Genomic DNA, 24,804 nt, shown 5'->3' with positions numbered 1-24,804 from the left:
GACTAGCGTGGCCGCCATCGTTGCCAGGGGTGACGGTGGCGGCCAGGTTGCACGCGGGGAATAACGAGACGTGTCAGCTACCGAAATCGACTATTACGAACTGCTCGAGTGCGAGCGCACCGCCGACGACAAGGTGCTGAAGTCGGCCTATCGCCGCCTTGCCATGCGTTATCACCCGGACAAGAACCCCGGCGATAACGAAGCCGAAGCGCGCTTCAAGCAGATCAACGAGGCTTATGACTGCCTCAAGGACCCGCAGAAGCGGGCGGCCTACGATCGCTATGGCCATGCCGCGTTCCAGCAAGGGATGGGCGGTGGCGGCGGCCCCGGCATGGGGGCCGAGTTCGGCGACATCGGCGATATCTTCGAATCCATCTTCGGCAGCGCCTTCGGCAGCGGTGGCGGCGGTCGCCAGCAGGCGCGTCGCGGCGCCGACTTGCGCTACGACATGGAGGTCAGCCTCGACGAGGCGTTCCATGGCAAGTCGACCGAGATCACCATCGAGGTCTCGCAGGGGTGCGAGCCCTGCAAGGGCACCGGCGCCGAACCCGGCACCGGCAAGCGCACCTGCAACATGTGCGCCGGCCACGGCAAGGTGCGCGCGCAGCAGGGCTTCTTTGTGGTGGAACGCACCTGCCCGACCTGCCACGGCCGGGGTGAGGTTATCGAGAAGCCGTGCCGCGCCTGCGGCGGCGAGGGCCGGGTGGACCGTCCGCAGACGCTGGAAGTGGAAATCCCGCCGGGCGTGGATTCGGGCACCCGCATCCGCCTTGCCGGCAAGGGCGAGGCTGGGCCGTTCGGCGCGCCTCCGGGCGACCTCTATATCTTCCTCCACGTCAAGCGCCACAAGGTATTCGAACGGGATGGCACTTCGCTGCTGACCCAGGTTCCGATCACCTTCACGACCGCCGCGCTGGGCGGCTCGATCGAAATCCCGGGCATCGATGGCGAGACGATCTCGCTGGACATTCCCGCTGGGATCCAGTCGGGCAAGCAGTTGCGCAAGCGCGGTGCGGGCATGCCGGTGCTGCAAGGGCGCGGCCGGGGTGATCTGGTTATCGAGATCACCGTGGAGACGCCGACCAAGCTCTCCGCGCGCCAGAAGGAAATCCTGCGGGAACTCCAGTCGACCGAGACTGGCGAGGAATGCCCCGGCTCCAAGGGCTTCTTCGATCGCATCAAGGAAGCATGGAACGACCTGACCGAGTAATCGGGCCTGGTTTTTCATGCTGGAATCCAGGACACGCCGTCCCCGCGCTAGCGAGGGCGGCGTGTTTGCTTCGAGGGCCTCAAACCAGCTGACACATCAGCAGCTTGGAACGCTCAGACGCCGCGCGGGCTGAACGAGTCAAGCTCGCCGCAGGTTGATATCAGATCCGGCGCAGCACTTCGGCGCGAAGGTTGCCGACAAGGCCGGGATCGGCGTTGAGCCGCCCCTGCTCCTCATCCAGCACCGCGAGAAATGCCGCCTTGCGAAACTGGTCCAGTTCCCGCTCGTCCAGCGCATGCTCGCCTTCAAGGGCGGAGGCGATCAGTTCGATCATACGCTCGGCCCCGTGGAGGCGGCCCCAGAGATAGTCGTTCTCGCGGTAGGCGCGGCTGAAGAAGGCGCCGAAGTTGTAGAACTCGCTGCCGCGCAGCATCGGTCCCTGCCGGATCGCATGGCAATCCTCGGGCGAGATCCGGTCGACCCGAATGGGGTCGAACTCGTCCAGACCTTCACCGCGGAGCAGGGGAAGCGTCACCGTGTCGTAGAAGGGGTAGCCGAGATAGGCGAGCAGCAGTCGTTTGCGCAGTCCGCTCGGCATCGACGAGAGCATCTCGGCAAGGATCTGGTCGACCTGCGCGTCGATCTGCAGCAGGCCGCGCCGGTCGGCAATGTGATCGAGCAGGGCGCCGGGATCCTCGAAAACGCCTTGCGCCAGTTCGGTGAAGTCCGGTCCGAGGAACGAGACCGCCTCCGCCTCGATGCACAGTGCCAGCGCCCCGTAGATCGCTTCGCGTGCAGCATCGCGCTGGCTTTCGTCGACATCGCCGTCGAGCCGCCACTCCTGCGTCACGCGCCGCGCCAGCAGGCGCAGGCGGCGGATGCGGAAAGTGATGTCATGGAGGCGGAAAAACGCCGCCATTCCCGGCGAGGTTCCGCCGCGCAGGGGTTGCATGCGGTCGATGCCGTGATCGGAAAGGTAGCTGTAGAGGCGCTCCATGATCGGTGCCGCGGAACTGACGCCGAGGCTCGGCGCGGCTTCGTGAACCAGCCTCGCTAGCATCGTGACAACGCCGGTGAACTTCACCTGCACATAGCCGTGATAGGCAAAGCCGGCCTGTTCGAACGCCGCTTGCTGCGCGCGGGCGCGCCATGCGGCGAGGCGCTTGGGATTGGGGCGGTCGAGGAAAAGGGTATGGCCGAACAGGCTGCTGACCGTCTCCTCGATCTCCGGGCGCAGCGCCAGCACGATGGCGCGCAAGGTCGCCATCTCGCGCGACTCTTCTTCCAGCGCTTCGAGGTTGTCGCGGATCGGCTGCTCGCGCGGGATCGAGGAGAGCGAGCCGAAGATCGTCGTGAAGAAGCCCGGAGGGCGCTTGTCGCGCCTGAGATCGGCGCCGACGCGATCGGGAGCCGGATCGATATAGACAAAACGCCGGTCGATCTCCCGCGTCGCCGGACGACTGCGAAGCACCTGCATGGCATCGGCAAACGGGGCGTTCACCAGCACCGAGCCATCGATCAGCGAGACCGAATCGAGATCGCCGCGGGCCACGTGCTCGGGCATGATCCGCTTCAGGAAGGCTTCGCGCCCCGGCCATTCGATGGCGTTTTCCGAAACGAGGCGGTCTATCTCCTCGAGTTGGAGCGGCGGGAATGCGCCGGGAAAGCTGGCGGTGGATCGCGCCGCCATGACGAGTTCGGGAAGCGCGGCCAGTTCGGCTGCTCCGCTGCGGGCACGGAACCCGAAGGTCAGCCGGTGCTCGCTTTCGAGGACCAGTTCGGGTGAATGGAGGCGCAGGGTTTCCAGGTGTCCCTTGAAGTCGGTCGCGGTCACGAAAAGATCGATGGGGTGGCGCTGCGGCAGCAGGCCGGGGCCGCTCGTTTCCGCCATCGATGACAGCGCGCGGTACAACAACCGGGAGAAGCCGATACCGCTGAAGGGCGGCTCGAACCAGCGCGAGCGGATCAGGCGTGACAGCTTCTCGCGTACTTCCTGGCGTGTTTCCGGGGCCACGCTGGCGCTGACGGCATTGCCTGGGCGCGTGAGCAGGTAGGACACCAGCGGCTGCGCCCAGAACTTGGTGCGTGCAGACCAGGGCCGGGCCTCGGGATCGAGCAGTTCGTCGACGTCGGCCACCTCCAGCCAAAGCTGGGTCAGCGGCTCCAGCGACTGGCCGGAATGGATCGCCTGTGCCAGGAAGATCGAATTGATTCCGCCGGCGCTGGCTCCGGCGACAATGTCGCACAGTACCCGCAGGCGCAGGTTCCCGGCCTGCTCCAGGCGGCGCAGCAGCTTGAGGTAGACCGCCGTGGTGCCTCCGGGCTCGCTGTCGCCAGCCCAGAACGTACGGCTGGCCTGAAGCGTCTTCCACAATTCCTTGGTGACGCCGTGCATGTAGACGGCAAGGCTGACACCGCCGTAGCAGACGAGCGCAATCCGCAGTTCCTTCTGGTGCATGGGCTTAGCTTGGTACGAGACGCGGCGAAAGGCAATTGCGTTCTCATTCCGTTCCAGATAATCGATGGGCCATGGCAAAGCCCAAACGTCGATATGTCTGTTCGTCCTGCGGCGGTGTTACCACCCGCTGGCAGGGTCAGTGCGCTGATTGCGGGGAGTGGAACACGCTGAGCGAGGAAGCACCCCAGACGGTGTTTTCGACCAAGCACGATCTGTCCTCCGGCGGCCGTCCGATCCGCTTCACGCCGCTCGATGCGCCGGGCGAGGTTCCCAAGCGCCGCGCCAGCGGCCTGGCCGAGTTCGACCGGGCCTTGGGCGGCGGCCTCGTCCCCGGCTCGGCGATCCTGCTGGGCGGCGATCCCGGCATCGGCAAGTCGACGCTGCTGCTGCAGGCTGCCGCCCATATTGCCAGTTCGGGCAGCTCTGCCGTCTATGTCAGCGGCGAGGAAGCGGCAGGGCAGGTGCGCCTGCGGGCCGAGCGCCTCGGCCTGTCGAAAGCGCCGATCCAGCTCGCCTCGGCAACCTCGGTCCGCGATATCCTGACGACGCTCGGCATGATGGATGCACCGACGCTGCTGGTGATCGATTCGATCCAGACCATGCATTCGGACACCATCGAAGGCGCACCGGGCACGGTCAGCCAGGTGCGCGGCTGTGCCTTCGAACTGATCCGTTATGCCAAGGAAAACGACGTCACCCTGATCCTCGTCGGCCACGTCACCAAGGACGGCAATATCGCGGGGCCCCGTGTGCTGGAACACATGGTCGACGTGGTGATGAGCTTCGAGGGCGAGCGTAGCCACCAGTACCGTATTCTGCGCAGCCTCAAGAACCGTTTCGGCCCGGTCGACGAGATCGGCGTCTTTGCGATGGAGGGCGCGGGCCTTGCTGAAGTCGGCAATCCCTCGATGCTGTTCCTGTCGGGGCGCGAGGAGGCGATGGCGGGCAGCGCGGTCTTTGCGGCGATGGAAGGCACCCGCCCGGTGCTGATCGAGATCCAGGCACTGATCGTGCGGTTGCAGAGCGGCGCAACCCCCCGCCGCGCGGTCGTCGGTTGGGATTCGGGGCGCATGGCCATGTTGCTGGCCGTGCTGGAAGCGCGCTGCGGGCTCAATTTCTCCAGCGCGGAAGTCTATCTGAACGTGGCGGGCGGCTATCGCCTCGCCGACCCGGCCGCCGATCTTGCGGTCGCGGCGGCGCTGGTGTCGGCATTGGGGGATCGTCCCTTGCCCAAGAACACCGTCTGGTTCGGCGAAGTCTCGCTCGCCGGCGAGATTCGTCCTGTCGCCCATTCATCGATCCGGCAGCGCGAATCGGCGAAACTGGGCTTCGGCCGCGCTTATGGCCCCGTTGCGACAACCAAGCCCGAAAAGGGGCTGGAGTTCACCGGAATGTCGATGTTGCCCAACCTCGTTGACCGTATTCTGGGAGATGCCTAGAGCCTGCCGCATGACCGGTTTCGATATTGCAGTTCTCGTCATCGTCGGCCTTGGTGCGGCCATGGGGTTCATGCGCGGTTTTGTGCAGGAAATCCTGGCGCTCGGTGCCTGGGTCTTTGCGGTTATCGCCATCCGTACGATGCATACGCCGCTGGCGCACTGGCTGGAGCCGCATACCGGCACCGGTTCGGCAACGCCCGTGCTGGCCTTTGCGATCCTGCTGATCGTGCCCTTCGCGGCCGTGAAGCTGGTGGCCGGCTGGGCCGGGCGGGCCAGTCGTGCTTCGCTGCTTGGGCCGATCGACCGGGTGCTGGGTTTCGGCTTCGGCGCGGTAAAGGGCGTACTGATCGCGGTGCTGGGTTTCTCGGTGCTTGTGCTCGGCTACGACACGATCTGGGGCGCGGAAGGCCGCCCCGACTGGATCCGGCAGGCGCGGACGTATTCGTTCATCAATGCCAGCAGCGAAGCGCTGGTGAAGATGCTGGGCGAACGCCGCCGGGAGGCGCGTGCGGCTGAAACCCGCGAAGACGCCGACGGCCAGTCCTGAGCAGCGGGGCGGCATAGTCCGGTGTCTGCAACCGTTCTCTACACCCCCGAAGTGCTGGGGCTGGCCGTCAGGCTCGCTGAACATGGCTGGGATGATAGCCTGCCCTTCCAGGCCGAGGCGCGCTCGCCAAGCTGCGGTAGCACCATCGCGCTCGGCCTTGCCCTTGATGCATGCGGGCGGGTGGAGCGTATCGGTATTCGCAGCCATGCCTGCGCCATCGGGCAGGCCGCAGCCGCTATCTTTGCCGATGCCGTGCAAGGCCGCAGCCGGGCCGACATTGCCGAGGCGAACGAAGCGATCGCAAGCTGGCTCGGCGGGCAGGCCTCGCTCCCGGATTGGCCGGGACTTTCGCAGATCGCCGCCGCGCGCGACTATCCGGCCCGTCATGGGGCGGTGACGTTGCCATGGAAGGCTGCGCTCGCAGCGCTTCCAGAGCCAGCCCGGAACGGCTAATATGACCAGCGATCGGGCCGGTGGGGGCCAGGTCGCAGAGGGGGGTGAATGGCCGAAACGCCGCGCAATTCGCATGGGACCGAGCCCAGCGCGTCCGACATGAGGCTGGTGATCGCGGCCTCATCGATGGGGACCGTGTTCGAATGGTACGACTTCTTCATCTACGGCACCTTGGCGGCCGTGATCGGAAATACCTTTTTCCCCTCGGGCAACGAGACGCTGGAAACCCTGCTGGTCTGGGCGGGCTTTGCGGTGGGCTTCTGTTTCCGGCCGCTGGGCGCGATCCTGTTCGGCTTTCTGGGGGACCGACTGGGGCGCAAGTACACGTTCCTGGTCACCGTCACGCTCATGGGCGTCGCGACGGCCGGGGTCGGCTTCACGCCCTCATCCGCAAGCATCGGTCTCGCCGCGCCCGTCATCGTGCTGCTGCTGCGGGTGGTGCAGGGATTGGCGCTCGGCGGTGAATACGGCGGTGCGGCGATCTATGTTTCCGAACACTCGCCGAGGCACCGGCGAGGATTTCACACCGGGTTTATCCAGGCCAGCGTGGTCGGGGGCTTTGTGCTCAGCCTGATCGTCGTCCTTTCCTGCAAGGCGATGATGAGCCCGGCAACATGGGAAGCCTGGGGCTGGCGCCTGCCGTTTGTCCTGTCGCTCGTGCTGCTGGCGCTGTCACTCTACATGCGCCTCAAGCTTTCGGAGAGCCCGGTGTTCCGCGCGATGCGCGAGGAGGGCAAGCTTTCCGGCAATCCGTTCAAGGAAAGCTTCACGTATCCCGGCAATCGCCGTCGTATCTTCATCGCCCTGTTCGGCATTTCCGCTGGCCTGACGGTGATCTGGTACACCGCGATGTTCTCGGCGCTGAGCTTCCTCAAGGGTGCCATGCGCATGGCCGATACCAGTGCGGAAATCATCGTCGGCGTGTCTGCTGCGGTGGGGATGGCCTTTTTCGTGATCTTTGGCAGCCTGTCCGACAAGGTCGGGCGCCGACAACCGATCATCCTCGGCTACATGCTGACACTGCTGCTGCTGTTTCCGGCTTTCTGGCTGATCGGCAACAATGCCAATCCGGCTCTTTCCCGCGCGGCCGAGCAGGCTCCGGTGCTGGTGGCAGGGCCCGACTGCAAGTTCAATCCGTTCCGCAACGAACAGGACACCGACTGCGGAAAGCTCCTGGGCGACCTTACCGGGGCGGGCATTGCCTACCGCGTTGTCGACGCCAAACACCTCTTGCTGAAAGTCGGCAGCAGGCCGCTGCCGATGGCGGAGTACCCCTGGGCCGACAAGGCTGCCCGCGGGCAGATGCTGCAAGGCTGGCTGGCGCAGGCGGGCTACAATTTCACCAAGGATCGGCCAACCTTGAGCGGGGCGATCACCATCGTCGGGGTGCTGGTTGCGCTCATGGCGCTGGCCGGGGCGACGTACGGGCCGGCGGCAGCCTTGCTGTCCGAGATGTTTCCGCCGCGAATCCGCTACAGTTCGATGTCGATCCCCTATCATCTCGGCACCGGCTACTTTGGCGGTTTCCTTCCTTTGATTTCCAGCTACATGGTCGCCAGCAGCGGCAATCCGTACCAGGGGCTCTGGTACACCTGGATCGTTGTTGCCATCGCGCTTGCCGTCTCTCTGTGGGGACTGCGAGGTGGCCCCCCGCGTGAATATGGTGATCCTTCTGTCTGATCGATCCGGGCTTTCCGAAGTCCCCGTTTCTGCCCTGCGTCTCGATGTCGATGGTGATGCACTGGCCTCCAACTGGCGCGCGCTCGACACGCTTTCCGGAACGGCGCGGGCAGGGGCGGCGGTAAAGGCCAACGCTTATGGCCTTGGCGCAAGGCGCGTCGTACCTTTGCTGCACGAGGCGGGGTGCCGGGACTTCTTTGTCGCCCATTGGCGCGAGGCGGCAGAATTGCTCGACCTTGTCGACCCGCGCGGCCTGGCCGTCCTGCATGGCCCGATGAACGATGCAGAAGCTGCTTTCGCGCAGGCCAGCGGCGTGGTGCCCGTCATCAACTCTGTGGAGCAGGCACGGCACTGGGTCGCGGCGGGAGGCGGGGCTTGCCACCTGATGGTGGATACCGGGATGAACCGCCTTGGCGTTGCGCTGGCGGAACTGGGCGATGATGCCGTGCAGGCGCTCGAGATCGACGCCCTGCTTTCGCATCTTGTCGCTGCCGAAGAGGACAGCCCGCTCAACGAATTGCAACGCGAGCGCTGGACGGCGGCGCGCGGCCTCGTGCACCACGCGCGCGGCAGCCTTTCCAACAGCGGCGGCATAGCTCTGGGTGCGGAATACCACGGTGATCTGACCCGTCCCGGAATCGCGCTTTATGGCGGGATCCCGCGCGCCGAAATGGGGCCCTTGCTGCGCCAGGTTGCGCGCCCGCAGGCGGCTGTGCTGCAGGTGCGCGAAATCGCTGCCGGAGACAGTCTCGGCTACAACGCGACCTTTGTCGCGCCGCGCGCCATGCGGGTGGGAACGGTCGCAATGGGTTACGCCGATGGCTACTTGCGCTGCTGGTCGGGCAAGGGGGCTTTCCGTCCGGCCGGCGGTGATGCCGGCGTACGGCTCCCGGTTGTCGGCCGGGTAAGCATGGATTTGACCATTCTCGATCTTTCCGCTTTGCCAACGCTGGGTGAAGGGGACTGGGTGACGGCCGATTACGATCTGCCGGAGGCTGCTGCCGTTTCCGGTCTGTCGCAGTATGAATTGCTGACGTTGCTCGGTCGGCGCTTCACGCGCTGACAACCGGGACGGTGTGTTTTGCTGCGCAGCAAATTGTGTTGCGTTGCACCAAGCGCAAGTGGTATCGTTGTCCCCTAAACCATGGGGGTGGACCTCTAGCTAGGGGATAGGCAATGCCAGAAACGGGATCGCACGACGACGACACCGTCATAATCAAAAAATACGCGAACCGGCGTCTCTACAATACCCGCTCATCGAGCTACATCACGCTCGAACATCTTGCGCAGATGACCCGCGAGGGCGTGAACTACAAGGTTCTCGATGCCAAGACCGGGACGGACATCACGCACACGATTCTCACCCAGATCATCATGGAGGAGGAGTCGAACGGCGAGCAGATGCTGCCGGTCAATTTCCTGCGGGAACTGATCAGCATGTACGGCAACTCGATGCAGTCGCTGGTTCCGCACTACCTCGAGGCGTCGATGGACAATTTCCGCGCCAACCAGACCAAACTGCACAAGGCGTTCGAGGACAGCCTTGGCAACAATCCGCTGGCGCGTCTGGCCGAACAGAACATGGCGATGTTCAAGGCAGCCGCCTCCGCCTTCATGCCCGGTGCCGAGAAGCCGGAGCCCAAGGCGCCGCCGGCCGAGGACGCTGGCGACCTCTCCGCGCTGCGCGAGCAGATGGCCGAAATCCAGAAGAGGCTTGACGCGCTGGGCAAATAAGGGTCTGCGCAAGGGCCCCTCGCAACGGACACGTTCCGGATCGAAGGGCCCGAATGCGGCGGATGGTCCGCCCGCATCGATGCAAGCAGGAAGAAGCCCCAGTGTCCGCCATTCGCCACGCCCTCTCCGTCAAGCGCGAGGACGATTTCGCCCAGTGGTACCAGGAAGTGATCTCCGAGGCCGAAATGGCCGAGGAATCCGGTGTTCGCGGGTGCATGGTCATCAAGCCGTGGGGCTATGGCATCTGGGAGCGCATCCAGCGCCTGATGGACGACCGCATCAAGGCTGCGGGCGTCACCAACTGCTACTTCCCGCTGTTCATTCCGCTTTCGTACTTCTCCAAGGAAGCCGAGCACGTTGAAGGCTTCGCCAAGGAAATGGCGGTGGTCACCCATCACCGCCTGATCGGCGACGGCAAGGGCGGGCTGGTACCCGATCCCGAGGCCAAGCTGGAAGAGCCGCTGATCGTGCGCCCGACGTCGGAAACGGTGATCGGCGCGGCCATGGCGCGCTGGGTCCAGTCGTGGCGTGACCTGCCGCTCATGGTCAATCAGTGGGCCAACGTGGTGCGCTGGGAAATGCGCACCCGCATGTTCCTGCGCACCAGCGAGTTCCTCTGGCAGGAAGGCCACACCGCGCACGCCAACCGCGACGACGCGATGGAAGAGACGCTGCGCGCGCTCGAAATGTATCGCGATTTTGCCGAGAACGAGCTGGCCATGCCGGTGATCGCCGGTGAGAAGCCGGAGAACGAACGCTTCCCTGGCGCGGTCGGCACTTACTCGATCGAGGCGATGATGCAGGACGGCAAGGCGCTGCAGGCCGGCACCTCGCATTACCTCGGCACCGGCTTCGCCAAGGCGTCCGGCATCCAGTACCAGGACAAGGAAGGCACGCAGCAATACGCCCACACCACCAGCTGGGGCGTCTCGACGCGCCTGGTCGGCGGCATGATCATGGTTCACGGCGACGATGACGGGTTGCGCGTGCCGCCGATGGTGGCGCCGCATCAGATCGTGATCCTGCCGATGCTGCGGGACAACGACGAGGACGAGGCGCTGCTGGCCTACTGCGAGGAGCTGCGCAAGGCGCTGGTCAAGCAGACCGCGCTCGGCGAGACCGTTCGTGTCCTGCTCGACAAGCGTCCGGGCAAGGCCACGCAGAAGCGCTGGGCCTGGGTCAAGAAGGGCGTGCCGCTGATCCTCGAAATCGGCGGCCGCGACGCGGCAGGCGGGCAAGTATCGATGCTGCGCCGCGACAAGCTGTGGACCGAGGCGGGCAAGGCCAATTTCGTCGGCATGGCCAAGGAGGACTTCGTCGCCCGCGCTTCTGCCGAGATCGAGGATTTCCAGGCCTCGCTCCATGCCGAGGCCCTGGCTCGCCGTGATTCCAACATCACGCGGCTTTCCAGCTTCGACGAGCTTTCCGCCTTCTTCTCGGATGACAAGCGTTATCCGGGCTGGGTCGAGGTCGAATGGTCGCGCCCGACCGGGGCTGAACTCGAAGCCGTCGTGCAGAAGCTGAAGGCGCTGAAGCTGACCATGCGCAACACGCCGATGGATGCGCCGGCCGCTACCGGCACTTGCGTCTTCACCGGCAAGCCGGCAGCCGAACGCATCTACGTGGCGCGTTCGTACTAATGAACTGAAAGGAAGAGGGCGTGCTGGGATCGATCAGGTATAACCTTGCGAACCTGCTGAACTTCAAAGGGCGCGATGCGCGGCAGACCTTCTGGTTCTACGTCCTCTTCCTTGTCATCCTCCAATATGCCGCCGGCATGCTCATTTCGCTGCCGATGATGGGCGGAATGATGAAAGGCGCGTTCAGTGCCGCTCAGCAGGGAGCCAGCGAAGCCGAGTTGCAGGCACGCATGATGGCTCAGATGGCCGGCTACATGCGCACTTCGATGACATTGACGGCAGCCGTGTCGGTGATCGCGGCAATGTTCCTGTTGGCTGCTTTCGTGCGCCGCCTGCACGACTCCGGCAAGCCGGGCTGGATCGCCTTTGCGGTCCTTGCGCTGTCGCTTGTGGCCCGCGTCATGATCTGGTCGAAGATGAACGAGGTCATTGCCGCCATGACCAGCGCACCGGCGGAGGACATGGCATCCGCCCTGGCGATCCAGTCCAAGGTAATCGGTGCCTCGGCAATGAGCTGGGCAGCCATTCTGATCGTGATCATCTGCGGTGTCCTGCCTTCGACCAATGGCCCCAATCGCTACGGTGACGCGCCCGTCCGGTTCTGATCCTGCCGCCCTCTTGCAATCTCGGGAGCCAGGCCCGACAAGTGCGGTCATGCAATACAAGATCCTGGTCGCCGCCACGCTTTCCTCCAGTGTCCTGAGCCCGGTCGCCGCCAGCGCCGCCGAGGCGCCGACCGCCGACGTTTCGGAAGCGCGCATGCGTGCGGATGTCGAGAAGCTGGTCTCCTTCGGCACCCGGCATACGCTGTCTTCGGATTCCGATCCCCGGCGCGGCATCGGTGCCGCGCGGCGCTGGGCGGCCGATGAATTTCGCAAGACCTCGAAGGCCTGCGGTGGCTGTCTTGAAGTCGTGATGCCGGAAAGCATGGTGAGTGGGACCCGCATCCCGGTGCCGGTGAAGATGGTCGATGTTGTCGCCATCCAGCGCGGCACCGAACGCCCCGATGAAGTCGTCATCGTTGAAGCGCATATCGACAGCCGCGTGACCGACGTGATGGACGTCAGGAGCGATGCGCCGGGAGCCAACGACGACGGCTCGGGCACCGCGCTCGTTCTGGAGGCCGCGCGTGTACTGTCCAAGCGCAAGTTCCCCACCACCATCGTCTACGCCGCGCTCTCGGGCGAGGAGCAGGGGCTTTATGGCGGCAAGCTGCTGGCGGATTACGCAAAGAAGCAGGGCTGGACGGTCAAGGCCGTACTCAACAACGACATCGTCGGCGGAACCCACGGCTCCGACGGGCTGGTCGACGACACCCATGTCCGCCTGTTTTCAGAAGGTCCGCGTGCGGACGCGACCGACAAGACCCGCGCCGACGCACGCCGGTTCGGCGGCGAGAACGACAGCCCTTCGCGCAACATCTCACGCTTCATCGCGGCGCTTTCGGGCGGTGTGCAGGACAAGCTGGAAGTCCGGCAGGTCTGGCGCGCCGATCGCATGGGCCGCGGCGGCGACCAGTTGCCGTTCCTTGAGCAAGGCAATCCGGCGGTGCGCTTCTCGGTAGCCATCGAGGACTACGAGCACCAGCATCAGGACCTGCGCACCGAGAACGGCGTCAAGTTCGGCGACACGATCGACGAGATGGACTTTCCCTATCTCGCCCGCGTCACCCGCCTGAACATTGCCGCGCTCGCCGCGTTGGCCAAGGCGCCGATGCCGCCGGTTCCCACCGCCGATGCCGCAGTGAAGACCTGGACCGACGTGTCGTGGAAACCGGTCAACGGTGCGGTCGCCTATTCGCTGTGGCGCCGCCGGACCGACCAGGGTGAGTGGGAGGCGCAGCCGATGATTGCGAATACCACGCAGACCCGCGTGAAACTCGACGGCTTCCGCGGTGATGACTGGATCCTCGGTGTCAGTTCGATCGCTGCCGACGGCAGCCAGAGCCCGGTCGCGGCTGCGGTTCCGGGTGGCGGCTTCCTGCCGCTCGGCACGCCGTGACAGGCATCGAATGATCCGACAGGGGTGCTTGCCAAGCGCCGCGGTATGACTAGAGAGGCAACGCAACAGGGATCTGCGCGGGAAGCGGAGCCGGTCACGGCTCACGAACACTCCCGTGCCTGCCGTCCGATGCCGCAAGGATCGGACTCCCGGCACGCGTTGTGGAGAGTGAATTCGCTATGACCCATGCCTTCGACACGATGCACGCGGTTGCCGGCCTGATGGTCGGCATACTCGTGGGCCTCACCGGTGTCGGCGGCGGCTCGTTGATGACGCCGCTGCTGGTACTGATGTTTGGGGTCAATCCGCAGACCGCGGTCGGCACCGACCTGCTGTTTGCCGCGCTGACCAAGATTGGCGGCTCGGTTGTCCACGGCAAGCGCGAGACGGTCGACTGGACCATCGTGCGCCGCCTGGCCTCCGGCAGCGTGCCGGCGGCTCTCGTAACGCTGGGAACGCTTGCCTATATCGGCAAGATCGGCAAATCGACCGAGAACATGATCCTGTTTTCCCTCGCGATCCTGCTGTTCCTGACGGCGATCGCGGTGGCATCGCGCAAGTGGCTGACCCGCTTCGCGCACGACCATGAAGCCGTTGCGCCGCCGGCGCGGGTTGCCGGACTTACCGTTCTGCTCGGCGCGGTCATCGGCCTTGCCGTATCGATCTCGTCGGTCGGCGCGGGAGCGATCGGCGTCACGGTATTGCTGGTGCTCTACCCCCGGCTGCAGGTCTCGCGCCTGGTGGGGTCGGATATTGCCCACGCCGTGCCACTGGCGCTGATTGCCGGAACCGGCCACTGGATCATCGGCGACGTCAACTTCACGCTGCTCGGAAACCTGCTGATCGGCTCCATTCCAGGCGTGGTGATCGGAAGCTATCTGTCATCCCACGCGCCGGACAGGGTCTTGCAGCCGCTGCTTGCCTGCGTGCTGTTGGTGTCTTCGTGGCAGCTCATGGTCAAGTCGCGCATGCCGGACAAGGCGATGAAGCCTGTCCACGCGGTGGTGCAGGAAACGGCCTCCTCGCATTGATCGCATGCCCCGGATGACAAGCGGCGGATTGTAATTCCCGCCGTTTACCGGCAAGTGCGATGCCATGCCTCGCCCAAAGAACAGCACGCCCAGGTCCTCCCTCAAGTCCTCCAGGCCCCGGCACGAGCCCGGGCTTCCCACGCGCCAGCAGGTGTTGGACTTCATTCAGAATGCTACCGAGCCCGCGGGCAAGCGCGAGATCGCGCGGGCGTTCGGCCTGAAGGGGCAGGAGAAGATCCAGCTCAAGGCGCTGCTCAAGGACATGGCCGAAGAGGGCCTGATCGACGGCAAGCGCACCGCGTTCCACCGCATGGGCGGGCTGCCCAAGGTCACCGTCCTGCGCATCGTCGACGTGGATGAGGGCGAGCCCATCGCCATCCCCGATACCTGGACGCCCGACGATGCCACCCCGCCGCCGCGCATTCGCCTGATCGAGAAGGGGCGCTCGGCACTCAAGAAGGGTGACCGCGTATTGTCGCGCACGGAAGAGACGCCCACCGGATGGCGCGCCTATCCGATGAAGAAGCTGATGTTGCGTTCCGAGCAGATGCTTGGCGTTGTCGAGATCGATGGTGCGGGCAAGCCCTGGCTGGCCCCGGTAGACAAGCGCATCCGCAATTCCTCGCCGATTTCCGATCTTGGCGACGCCGAGAAGGGCGAACTGGTGCTGGCCGAGCCGATCGGCCGCTCCGCGCGCCCCTCGGTCAAGGTCACCGAAGTGCTGGGTGAACCGCTTGCGCCCAAGGCCTTCAGCCTGATCGCGATCCACAAGCATGGCATCCCCAACCACTTCGACGGCGACACCATCGCCGAAGCAGAGCGCTCCGCCAGGATGCCGCTCAGCCGCGAGCAGCGCGAGGACCTGCGACACCTGCCGATCATCGCCATCGATCCCTCCGATGCGCGCGACCACGATGACGCGATCTGGGCCGCACCGAACGAGGAGGGTGGTTTCGACGCGCTGGTCGCGATTGCCGACGTCTCGTTCTATGTCCGCCCCGGCGGTCACATCGACCGCGAGGCTCGGCGCCGCGGCAACTCGGTCTATTTCCCGGACCGGGTCGTGCCGATGCTCCCCGAGGTGCTCAGCGCCGACGTCTGCTCGCTGCGTTCGGGCGAAGACCGCGCGGCGATGGCCTGTCACATGAAGATCGACGGGCAGGGCAAGGTCACCGAATGGCGCTTTACTCGTGCCATTGTCCGTATCGACGAAGTCATCGCCTACGAAGAGGCGCAGGCCCGCATCGACGAGGATCGCGCCCCGGAGCATCTGAAGAACCTCTGGGCTTGCTGGAAACTGCTGGCGAAGGCCCGAGAGGCCCGCGATCCGCTTGAACTGGAATTGCCAGAACGCCGCGTAAAGCTCGACGATCAGGGGCGCATTGCCGAAATCGCCATTCGTGAACGGCTCGACGCGCACCGCGTGGTCGAGGACTTCATGATCGCCGCCAACGTCGCGGCGGCCAAGGCACTGGAGGCCAAGGTCGCGCCGGTGGTTTACCGCATCCACGAGACGCCGAGCCGTGAGAAACTGACCGCACTCAAGGACTATCTGGCGACGTTCGGCCGCAAGCTGGCCATGGGGCAGGTCATCACGCCGGGCCTGTTCAACCGCATGCTCAAGGACATCGCCGACGAGAGCGAGAAGGCGCTTATCATGGAAGCGGTGCTGCGCAGCCAGACCCAGGCCTATTACGGCCCGCGCAACGAAGGGCACTTCGGTCTCGCGCTCGGTTCCTACGCGCACTTCACTTCGCCGATTCGCCGCTATGCCGACCTTCTGGTCCACCGTGCGCTGGTCGATGCCTATGGGCTGGAGCAGCCCAAGCCCGAGGGCGACATTCCTGCGCTGTCGGGGCTTTCCGAGCGTGATCGCACCGATCTCGGCCGCGTCAGCGAGGCAATCAGCACGGCCGAACGCCGCGCGATGGAGGCCGAGCGCGAAACCATCGACCGTTATGTCGCCGCGTGGCTTTCGGGCCGCGTCGGGCAGGTTTTCGACACGCGCATCACCGGGGTTCAGAAGTTCGGGTTCTTCGCAACGATCCTCAGTCTGGGCGGTGATGGTCTGGTGCCGGTCTCGACGCTGGGGGACGAGCGTTTTGCCTATGACGAGAAGGCCCAGGTGCTCGAAGGCGAAAGCACTGGCACCAGCTATGCCGTGGGGCAGATCCTGCGCCTGCGTCTGGCCGAGGCGAATCCGCTGACCGGCGCGCTCAAGTTCGAGCTGGAGGAGGGCGGTGGCCGCATCGAGCAGCGCGGAAAGCCGCAGCCGCTCAAGAAAAAGGGCAAGCACTTTGTCGGCCAGCGTGGCCGGCCGAACAACATCCGCCATCAAGGGCGCAAAAAGAAGTGAGGCAGTCGGCTCCGGACAGGAGCCGATCACGACCCTGGTTCAGCTCAGGCGCTCGATCGCATCGGCATCGAGCGTCCCGGGGATCACGAAAACCGGGCACGGCATGTGGCCAAGCCCCGCCCCGGTGAAGTGTGCCACCAGCGGACCGGGGCCGCCCTCCTTGGCCGCGCCCAGAACCAGCGCGGAAACTTCCGGGTGTTCCTTCAGGTACTGGCGCACGATCTTGATGTCCTCGCCCATACGCACCGCGATGACCGGCATCTTCGCGCCTTGCGACAAGAGGTTGCCGGCCGCTGCCGTCACCAGTGTTTCGGCGCGGGCGCGGGCTTCTTCCTCGATCGTGGCCTGAACACCGCCGAAGGCGTTGAAAGGCTGGGGCGGAACGAGCGCCAGCAGGTGCAGTGCACCGTCGGTCTTTGCCGCGCGGCGAGCCGCGAATTGCAGGGCGACCAGCGCCTCTTCGGTTTCGTCTATGATAACCAGATAGACGCGCATGATTTTTAGCCTTGATCCCCTTGGACAGCGCTTATCGGGCCATTCAGGTCGCTGTGCAAGAGATCACGAATGGCAAAAGGATTGCGAAGGCGCTTGTATGCTGCGCGCAACTTGTCCAAGGAAAGGCCAACCCCGCACACCTCCCCAGGATAACAAGGGACACACAAGCTTCCATGCCCATCGAGATCAAGATGCCCGCCCTGTCCCCCACGATGGAAGAGGGGAAACTGGCGAAATGGCTGGTTAAGGAAGGCGACACCGTCAATTCCGGCGACATCATGGCCGAAATCGAAACCGACAAGGCCACCATGGAATTCGAAGCCGTGGACGAAGGCGTCGTCGGCAAGATCCTGGTGCCCGAAGGCACCGAAGGCGTGAAGGTCGGCACCGTGATCGCCGTGATCGCCGGTGAAGGCGAAGACGTCAGTGCCGTTGCCGCCGCCCCCAAGGCCGCTGCCGCTCCGGCTGCTGCGCCTGCCGCCCCCGCTACTGCCCCGGCGCCCGTCGCTTCGGCACCGGTTGCTGCTGTCGCCGGCAAGGACGGCCGCGTGGTCGCCTCGCCGCTCGCCAAGCGCGTGGCCGTCGCCAAGGGCGTTGACCTCGCCGCCGTCACCGGCACCGGCCCCAAGGGCCGTATCGTCAAGGCCGACGTCGAAGCCGCCCAGCCCGGTACTGCCGCGCCGAAGGCCGCCGCTCCGGCTGCTGCACCCGTTGCGGCTCCTGCTGGCGAAGCCAAGCCCGCTTCGGTCGAAATGGCTGCCGAAACCCGCGCTCTGCTTGACGACCGCATCCCGCACACCGTCGAAAAGCTCTCGGGCATGCGCAAGACCATCGCGCGCCGCCTGACCCAGTCGATGCAGGAAGCGCCGCACATCTACCTTACCGTGGACGTGCGCCTCGACAAGCTGATGGCCCTGCGTGCCGAGATCAACTCCATGCTCGAAAAGCAGGGCGTGAAGGTTTCGGTCAACGACATGCTGATCAAGGCCCTTGGCCGCGCGCTGATCGATGTGCCGGAGTGCAACGTGACCTTCGCCGGTAACGAGCTGATCAAGTATGCGCGTGCCGACGTTTCGGTTGCCGTCTCGATCCCGAACGGCCTGATCACCCCGATCGTCCAGAACGCCAACGGCAAGTCGTTCTCCGAAATCGCCAAGGCGACCAAGGATCTCGGCAAGCGTGCCAAGGAAGGCAAGCTGCAGCCGCTCGAATATCAGGGCGGCACCGCCTCGATCTCGAACATGGGCATGATGGGCATCAAGCAGTTCACCGCCGTGATCAACCCGCCGCAGGCGACGATCATCGCGGTCGGCGCGGGCGACAAGCGCCCGTGGGTGATGCCCGACGATTCGCTGGGCGTCGCCACCGTCATGAGCGCGACCGGCAGCTTCGACCACCGCGCGGTGGACGGTGCCGACGGCGCCCGCCTCATGGCCGCCTTCCGCGAATATATCGAAACGCCGCTGGGCATGGTCGCCTGAGATGATCGACGAGACCAAGGGCTGCCCTCGTGACCCGGTGATCCGGGTCACGGCGATGCCCGCCGATGCCAACGCCTACGGCGACATCTTCGGCGGCTGGCTGATGAGCCAGATGGACATGGGCGCCGGTTTGATCGCCGCCCGCCGTTCGCGCGGCCGCGCAGTCACTGTCGCCATGGACGGCACCCAGTTCCACCTGCCCGTAAAGGTGGGTGACGAGGTCTCCGTCTATGGCGAGATCAAGCGGGTCGGCCGCACCTCTATGACGATCGCCATCGAGGCGTGGCGCCGCCATCGGCATGAAGAAGAAGAAGTGAAGGTGACGCAGGCCGTGTTCACCTTCGTCGCGGTGAACGAATTCGGCAAACCGCGCGTCATCGATCAGGAGAAGTAAGACAGTGGCTGATACCTATGACGTCATCGTCCTCGGCTCGGGCCCGGGCGGCTATGTCGCGGCGATCCGTTCCGCGCAGCTGGGCCTGAAGACCGCCATCGTCGAGCGTGAACTGCTCGGCGGCATCTGCCTCAACTGGGGCTGCATCCCGACCAAGGCGCTGCTGCGCTCGGCCGAGGTGTTCCACCAGATGAAGCACGCCAAGAACTACGGCCTCGCCGCCGAGAACATCACGGCGGACCTGAACGCGGTTGTCCAGCGTTCGCGCGGCGTTGCCAAGCAGCTCAATCAGGGCGTCACGCACCTGATGAAGAAGAACAAGATCGCCGTGCACATGGGCACCGGCAAGCTTGTTGCGAGCAACGGCACTGGGGGCAAGCTGGAAGTGACCGGCGAGAAGGGCACCGAGACCCTCACCGCCAAGCACATCATCATCGCCACCGGCGCCCGCGCCCGCGATCTGCCAAACGCCAAGGCCGACGGTGAGCGCGTGTGGACCTATCGCCATGCGATGACGCCCAAGGAAATGCCCAGCAAGCTGCTGGTCATCGGTTCGGGCGCGATCGGTATCGAATTCGCCAGCTTCTACAACGACATGGGCGTTGACGTCACGGTCGTCGAGATGATGGACCGGATCGTGCCGGTGGAAGATGCCGACGTGTCGTCCTTCCTCGAGAAGGCGCTGACCAAGCAGGGCATGAAGATCATGACCGGCGCCAAGACCAGCGATCTGGCCGTTGGCAAGGACAGCGTGAAGGTGACCATCACCGACAAGGCCGGCAAGGCCGCCGCGCATGAATTCAGCCACATGATCGTTGCCATCGGCATCGTGCCGAACGTCGAGAACATCGGTCTGGAAGACCTCGGCATCGAACCGGACAAGCGCTTCCACATCAAGACGGACGACTACGGCCGGACCAACGTCAAGGGCATCTGGGCCATTGGCGACTGCGTGGACGGCCCCTGGCTGGCGCACAAGGCGAGCCATGAAGGCGTTACCGCTGCCGAATCGATCGCCAAGGAACTGGGCAACAAGGACGTGCATCCGCACGCTCTCGACCGCCGCAACATTCCGGGCTGCACCTACTGCCACCCGCAGATCGCCTCGGTCGGCATGACCGAAGCGAAGGCGAAGGAAGCGGGCTACGAGGTGAAGGCCGGCACCTTCCCGTTCATCGGCAACGGCAAGGCCATCGCGCTGGGCGAACCGGAAGGTTTCGTGAAGACGGTGTTCGATGCGAAGACCGGCGAGCTGCTGGGTGCCCACATGATCGGCGCGGAAGTGACCGAGATGATCCAGGGCTACGTCGTCGGCAAGACGCTGGAGACCACCGAGGCCGAACTGATGCAGACCGTGTTCCCGCATCCGACGATCTCGGAAGCGATGCACGAATCGGTGCTGGCTGCTTACGGGCGCGCGCTGCACATCTGATCGGACTTTCAGGTTTCGAAACGCGAAAGGCGGGCCTGCGAGGGCCCGCCTTTTTCGTTTGCGCGTCAGACAGAGGATCCGTTGCCGGTCGTGCGGGCGATGTGCTCGAAAACAGCCGGGTGGAGCGGTTCAGCAAATTCGCAGCCGACCATGTTGTCACGGCTCCAGCAGACCCGCGCAGTGAGCAAGTGCAGGCCGGGAATGCGGATGCGCAGCGGCAGATCTTCCCGCACCTCGGGAAGCCACGCGATTCGGAACCCGCCGGGGGCAAGATCGTCGAGGCGCGCGGCTTTCCAGGGGCGGGATCCCTGGCGCACTTCGCACAGCAGAGTGACGCTTACCCGTTCGGCCCGCTCGGACTGGTCCTGGGTGGGTGGGCCGGTAACGAGGCGCGGATAAAACGACAAGGCGGGTCTCCATCGATGGAAACCCGCCTTGGACCCGACGATTTTACCGGCAGCTTACTGCGGCGCGGCAAAAGGATCCGGATTGGAGAATTTTAACGGAAGGCTTTCGACAGCACGACCAGCGTCGGGTCTCCGTCGAACGGCTCGGGGGTAAAGCCCTTGTCACGCTCGACTTCGATCGCAGCACTGTTTTCCCGGCTTTCGATCGACATCACGCGGCGGCAGCCCTGCGCCTCGGCCTGCTTGCCGAGGAAGTCGAGCATGGCCCAGCCGATACCCTTGCCCTTGTAGGCACCTGCCACCGAAATGGCGACTTCGGCGGTGTCGCGGTCAGCATCGCTGGCAAGCACGCCCGAGGAGACGATCTCTCCGCTGGCCTTGTCGAAACCGATCCACGATTCGGTACGGAACTGGTCGGCATGGACCAGCGGGGCGATCTGCTGGGCACTGACCTTGTCCGCCGCGGCGAAGAAGCGGAAGCGGCGATCCTCGTCCTCGACGCGTTCGAAAAAGGCGGTCAGCGCGGCCTCGTCGTCTTCCCGTGCGGGACGCACTTCGAGTTCGATGCCGGAACGGGTGGGGAGGGTGATGACGTCATTCAGAGACATGGACGAGACTCCACTCGAGAAGTGTGGGTTCCTTAGACCGCCGCAAGGGCCCGCACCTTGATCGAGATCAGGATACGGGCCTTTTGACGGCGGATCAGGCGTCTATGTTCCGCCGGAAGGTTTCCGGAAGGAACAGCAGGCCGATCACCACCGTGGCCGCGGCGATGACGACCGGATACCACAGGCCGTAGTAGATGTCGCCGGTGGCGGCGACCATGGCAAAGGCGGTGGTGGGCAGGAAGCCGCCGAACCAGCCATTTCCGAGGTGATAGGGCAGGGACATCGAGGTGTAGCGGATCCGGCTCGGGAACAGTTCCACCAGCATCGCCGCGATCGGACCGTAGACCATGGTCACCAGCACCACGAGGTAGAACAGCACGGCGACGACCGTGATCTTGTCCATCGCGTTCGGATCGGCCTTGGCCGGATAGCCCGCCTCGGCAAGGGCAGCCTTCACGTCGTCCTGGTAGGCCGTGATGGCGACGGCACGATCCTTTTCCGACACCAGCGCAGGGTTGGGGGCCGCCAGCGTCCTACCGCCGACCGAGACCGAGGCGATCGTGCCTGCCGGCACTTCGAAATTGCTGTAGTTGATGCCGCTCTTGGCGAGGAAGGCCTTGGCGATGTCACAGCTCGACGCGTCGAACTTGTTCTTGCCCACGGGGTCGAACTGGAACGAGCATTCGCCGGGATTGGCGTGGACGATGACCGGGGCGGTTGCGGTAGCCCGGGCAAGTGCGGGGTTGGCGGCGTCCGAAAGCGCGTGGAAGGCGGGGAAATAGGTCACTGCCGCCAGCGCGCAGCCGCCGAGGATGATGTACTTGCGGCCGATGCGGTCGGACAGCCAGCCGAAGAACACGAAGAACGGCGTGCCCAGCGCCAAGGCAATGGCGATCAGCGTGTTGGTCGTGGCGCCGTCCACCTTGAGGATCTTCTCGAGATAGAACATCGCGTAGAACTGGCCCGCGTACCAGACCACCGCCTGCCCCGCGACAGCGCCGAACAGGGCGATCAGCACGAACTTGAGATTGCTCCACTGGCCAAAGGCTTCGGTCAGCGGGGCCTTCGAGGTCGTGCCTTCGTCCTTCATCTTCTGGTAGACGGGGCTCTCGTTGAGCTGGAGGCGGATCCACATCGAGACGCCCAGCAGGATCGACGAGACGAGGAACGGCAGGCGCCAGCCCCAGCCGGAGAAGGTGTCCTCACCCATTGCCGTGCGGAAGCCGAGTACGACCAGCAGCGCGGCGAAGAGCCCGAAAGTCGCGGTGATCTGGATAAAGCTGGTGTATAGCCCGCGCTTGTTGTTGGGTGCATGTTCGGCAACGTAAGTCGCCGCACCGCCATATTCACCGCCGAGGGCAAGTCCCTGGACGATGCGCAGGCCCACCAGGATGATGGGCGAGGCGACGCCGATCGTCTCGTAGCCCGGCAGCAGGCCGACCGCGAAAGTGGAGGCGCCCATCAGGCCCATGGTGACAAGAAAGGTGTTCTTGCGCCCGACCAGGTCGCCGATGCGTCCGAACACCAGTGCGCCGAACGGCCGCACCGCGAAGCCCGCGGCAAAGGCGCCGAGCGCGAGGATGAAGCCGGTCGTCTCGTTCACGCCCGCAAAGAAGACCTTCGAAATGAACGTCGCCAGCAGGCCGTAAAGATAGAAATCGTACCACTCGAAAACGGTGCCGAGCGATGAGGCGGTGATGACGAGCTTTTCGCTCTGCGTCGCCTGATGATGCTTCGGCAAGGCGTCATATGTCGATGCCATTGCACTCTCCCTTATTGTGCCCCCAGAGTGTTGTACTTCCGCGGGATTTTTCTTCAGAAACTATACTTAGCGGCAAATTCGAGACGGTCGAGATTGCCATTGTCGCCGTCGACCAGATCGCGCTCGCCGTGACGGTACTCGATGCCGAGATCGATGTTGCGGTAGGGCGAGTAGAACAGGTTGGCCGCCCCGCTCCATGCCTGGCGATTGAAGGTGGCGATATCGGCAACGGCAAGGTCGCGGGAGTAGTAGACCCGCTGCCAGCTGCCCATCACGTTGGCGCGCCAGTTGGTGCCAAGCGCGATATGCAGCGCGGCGAAGGCGGCTATGGCATCCACGCTTTCAAGCGAGTTGGTCGCGGGCGAATAGACCGCGTCCGGCGCGAAGTTGAGGCCGAGGTAACGGCTGATGTTGTGCCCGTATGTGACCATGGCGCGAAGGTCGCTGGTCTTGCTGCCGTTGAGCCAGAGCTTGCCGGCCGCACTGACGCCAAGTCCGGTGGTGCTGGCGTCCTTTCCGCCGTTCTGCACGCGAACCTGCCGAGCGAGGCCCGCCAGCGAAAGCTCGCCGATCCCGCCCTTCCAGGCTAGACGGGCGACAAAGTCGGGAATGCGCTCATCACCGTTCTCGATGATCGTTGGCGAGCCGGTGTCCACCGTGCCCGTTTCCGGCTGCTCCATCGCCAGGTGCAGCGTGGCCTGCTTGCCGATCGGCAGGCTGTAGCGGATCAGCGGCTGGCGCGCGAAGACGGTGCCTTCGGTGACGCCCACGAAGTCGGTCGATTCGGGCAGGGCCGGCACGTACTGGAAGGTTGTCCACTCCTGTCCGATCAGCCAGCGATCGAACTGCATGTAGGCGCGGCGCAGGGTGAAGTTATAGCCGTTGGTCGTGCGCTTGGAGGCCTGGATGCCGGGCGAGGTCTGGAAGTCCGCCTCCACATAGGCCTTGAGCGCGTGGTCGCCCAGGCGGGTGTTGACGTCGACCCAGAGGCGCGACTGCTTGGCGTTGAAGTCGGTCGCGTCGGTGCTCTGGCCGCTGCCGGTCGGGATCGCCTGGGGCAGGTAGAAGTCGCGCCCGAAGGTGTTGGTGGCGACCTTGCCGTCGCTGAAGTGGCTCGAAGTGGCGACCAGCTTGATGTAGCCGCCGATGTTGATCGCGGAATTGCCCGAGCGGAACCCGTCGGCGGGTGGCGCGGCCGGAGCGGTCGCTGCTGCCGTTGCCGGGCCGGACGCCTTAGCCTCGACTGCCGCGATCCGGGTGGCGGCAGCTTCGCTGCGCGCATTGGCGGCGGCGATCGCGCCTTGCGCGGCAGAAGCATCGCGGACCTGCTGCTGGCGGGCCTGGGCGAGGTCTGAACGAAGCTGTGCCATTTCCGTCTCCAGCTTTTCCAGGCGCGCCTCGAGTTGCTCCTCGCGCGCCGTGGCCGCGTGGGCCGCCTGCGGTGCGATCAGGCAGCTTGCCGCCATCAGCGCACGCGCCAGCGATCGGGTTCGCTCGTGCATCGTTGTCCCTCTCCATTCCGGACCGGCGGCGCCTCGCATGGGATCCGTCTCGGTACCGGGACACCATCCGCCAGCAGGCATGCACGGGCCATCCAGACCAAGGTGGAAGAGCTTCGACCATTGTCTAATGTCGATGCGGACAGGCCCACGTGCTAAGGGCTGGTGCAAAGCCGG

Annotated in this window: 21 protein-coding genes; 15 read left to right on the top strand and 6 right to left on the bottom strand. The window is 64.9% G+C overall.

Annotated features, from left to right (window positions below):
• The first annotated feature begins 70 nt into the window (after positions 1–70).
• Complete coding sequence (gene dnaJ / locus CA833_RS15700) at positions 71–1,210, top strand: molecular chaperone DnaJ (RefSeq protein ID WP_207078581.1); 1,140 nt, start codon at positions 71–73, stop codon at positions 1,208–1,210.
• A 160-nt stretch (positions 1,211–1,370) separates the two neighbouring features.
• Here the strand turns inward: dnaJ and CA833_RS15695 are convergent, their stop codons facing one another.
• Complete coding sequence (locus tag CA833_RS15695; RefSeq protein WP_207078580.1) at positions 1,371–3,668, bottom strand: patatin-like protein; 2,298 nt, start codon at positions 3,666–3,668, stop codon at positions 1,371–1,373.
• A 71-nt stretch (positions 3,669–3,739) separates the two neighbouring features.
• Between CA833_RS15695 and radA the strand changes: the two genes are divergently transcribed.
• From radA to rnr, 11 genes are all read left to right on the top strand, one after another.
• Complete coding sequence (radA, locus tag CA833_RS15690; protein WP_207078579.1) at positions 3,740–5,107, top strand: DNA repair protein RadA; 1,368 nt, start codon at positions 3,740–3,742, stop codon at positions 5,105–5,107.
• Positions 5,108–5,117: 10 nt separating this feature from the next.
• The gene (locus CA833_RS15685; RefSeq protein WP_142633608.1) at positions 5,118–5,654 is read left to right on the top strand and encodes a CvpA family protein; all 537 of its coding nucleotides are present in this window, start codon (positions 5,118–5,120) and stop codon (positions 5,652–5,654) included.
• 21 nt (positions 5,655–5,675) lie between these two features.
• Positions 5,676–6,107, top strand: coding sequence for an iron-sulfur cluster assembly scaffold protein (locus tag CA833_RS15680; RefSeq protein ID WP_207078578.1), 432 nt, complete (start codon positions 5,676–5,678; stop codon positions 6,105–6,107).
• 48 nt (positions 6,108–6,155) lie between these two features.
• A complete protein-coding gene (locus tag CA833_RS15675) occupies positions 6,156–7,787 on the top strand; it encodes an MFS transporter (RefSeq protein ID WP_142633612.1) in 1,632 nt (543 codons plus the stop codon).
• Complete coding sequence (locus CA833_RS15670) at positions 7,768–8,850, top strand: alanine racemase (protein WP_207080132.1); 1,083 nt, start codon at positions 7,768–7,770, stop codon at positions 8,848–8,850. Before CA833_RS15675 ends, CA833_RS15670 begins: the two co-directional genes overlap by 20 nt.
• Before the next feature lie 113 nt (positions 8,851–8,963).
• The gene (gene phaR, locus CA833_RS15665) at positions 8,964–9,521 is read left to right on the top strand and encodes a polyhydroxyalkanoate synthesis repressor PhaR (RefSeq protein ID WP_142633614.1); all 558 of its coding nucleotides are present in this window, start codon (positions 8,964–8,966) and stop codon (positions 9,519–9,521) included.
• Between the two features lie 62 nt (positions 9,522–9,583).
• On the top strand, positions 9,584–11,161 hold the full coding sequence (gene proS, locus CA833_RS15660; RefSeq protein ID WP_142633616.1) for a proline--tRNA ligase: 1,578 nt from the start codon (positions 9,584–9,586) through the stop codon (positions 11,159–11,161).
• Positions 11,162–11,181: 20 nt separating this feature from the next.
• The gene (locus CA833_RS15655; protein ID WP_207078577.1) at positions 11,182–11,766 is read left to right on the top strand and encodes a DUF805 domain-containing protein; all 585 of its coding nucleotides are present in this window, start codon (positions 11,182–11,184) and stop codon (positions 11,764–11,766) included.
• A gap of 49 nt (positions 11,767–11,815) precedes the next feature.
• Positions 11,816–13,162, top strand: a complete 1,347-nt coding sequence (locus CA833_RS15650; RefSeq protein ID WP_207078576.1) for a M20/M25/M40 family metallo-hydrolase — start codon at positions 11,816–11,818, stop codon at positions 13,160–13,162.
• Positions 13,163–13,341: 179 nt separating this feature from the next.
• Positions 13,342–14,193: a sulfite exporter TauE/SafE family protein gene (locus tag CA833_RS15645; RefSeq protein WP_142633623.1), complete on the top strand. Its 852-nt coding sequence runs from the start codon at positions 13,342–13,344 to the stop codon at positions 14,191–14,193.
• Positions 14,194–14,257: 64 nt separating this feature from the next.
• Positions 14,258–16,549, top strand: a complete 2,292-nt coding sequence (rnr, locus tag CA833_RS15640; RefSeq protein WP_207078575.1) for a ribonuclease R — start codon at positions 14,258–14,260, stop codon at positions 16,547–16,549.
• 39 nt (positions 16,550–16,588) lie between these two features.
• Here the strand turns inward: rnr and CA833_RS15635 are convergent, their stop codons facing one another.
• The gene (locus tag CA833_RS15635; protein ID WP_142633626.1) at positions 16,589–17,044 is read right to left on the bottom strand and encodes a universal stress protein; all 456 of its coding nucleotides are present in this window, start codon (positions 17,042–17,044) and stop codon (positions 16,589–16,591) included.
• Positions 17,045–17,217: 173 nt separating this feature from the next.
• Here CA833_RS15635 and CA833_RS15630 point away from each other — a divergent pair, with 173 nt between their 5' ends.
• From CA833_RS15630 to lpdA, 3 genes are read left to right on the top strand one after another with little or no spacing between them, the layout of a single operon-like run.
• Positions 17,218–18,525, top strand: coding sequence for a pyruvate dehydrogenase complex dihydrolipoamide acetyltransferase (locus CA833_RS15630; RefSeq protein ID WP_207078574.1), 1,308 nt, complete (start codon positions 17,218–17,220; stop codon positions 18,523–18,525).
• Between the two features lies 1 nt (position 18,526).
• Positions 18,527–18,919, top strand: coding sequence for an acyl-CoA thioesterase (locus CA833_RS15625; protein ID WP_142633629.1), 393 nt, complete (start codon positions 18,527–18,529; stop codon positions 18,917–18,919).
• A gap of 4 nt (positions 18,920–18,923) precedes the next feature.
• Complete coding sequence (gene lpdA, locus CA833_RS15620; protein ID WP_207078573.1) at positions 18,924–20,351, top strand: dihydrolipoyl dehydrogenase; 1,428 nt, start codon at positions 18,924–18,926, stop codon at positions 20,349–20,351.
• A 65-nt stretch (positions 20,352–20,416) separates the two neighbouring features.
• On the opposite strand, the gene CA833_RS15615 is transcribed toward lpdA, so the two are convergent.
• The 4 genes from CA833_RS15615 to CA833_RS15600 all read right to left on the bottom strand — a co-directional run bounded on the left by CA833_RS15615 (position 20,417) and on the right by CA833_RS15600 (position 24,630).
• Positions 20,417–20,758 carry a PilZ domain-containing protein gene (locus tag CA833_RS15615; protein ID WP_207078572.1) on the bottom strand — a complete coding sequence of 114 codons (342 nt, stop codon included), beginning with the start codon at positions 20,756–20,758 and terminating at the stop codon, positions 20,417–20,419.
• A gap of 92 nt (positions 20,759–20,850) precedes the next feature.
• The gene (locus tag CA833_RS15610; RefSeq protein ID WP_142633635.1) at positions 20,851–21,366 is read right to left on the bottom strand and encodes a GNAT family N-acetyltransferase; all 516 of its coding nucleotides are present in this window, start codon (positions 21,364–21,366) and stop codon (positions 20,851–20,853) included.
• A 94-nt stretch (positions 21,367–21,460) separates the two neighbouring features.
• Complete coding sequence (locus tag CA833_RS15605) at positions 21,461–23,128, bottom strand: MFS transporter (protein ID WP_207078571.1); 1,668 nt, start codon at positions 23,126–23,128, stop codon at positions 21,461–21,463.
• A 53-nt stretch (positions 23,129–23,181) separates the two neighbouring features.
• Positions 23,182–24,630, bottom strand: coding sequence for a DcaP family trimeric outer membrane transporter (locus CA833_RS15600; RefSeq protein ID WP_242526136.1), 1,449 nt, complete (start codon positions 24,628–24,630; stop codon positions 23,182–23,184).
• Positions 24,631–24,804: the final 174 nt, after the last annotated feature.

The organism is Novosphingobium sp. KA1, from assembly GCF_017309955.1.
Lineage (GTDB): Bacteria > Pseudomonadota > Alphaproteobacteria > Sphingomonadales > Sphingomonadaceae > Novosphingobium.
The sequence above is the reverse complement of the archived record's forward strand: the minus strand, read 5'-3'. Positions and strand labels throughout refer to the sequence as shown.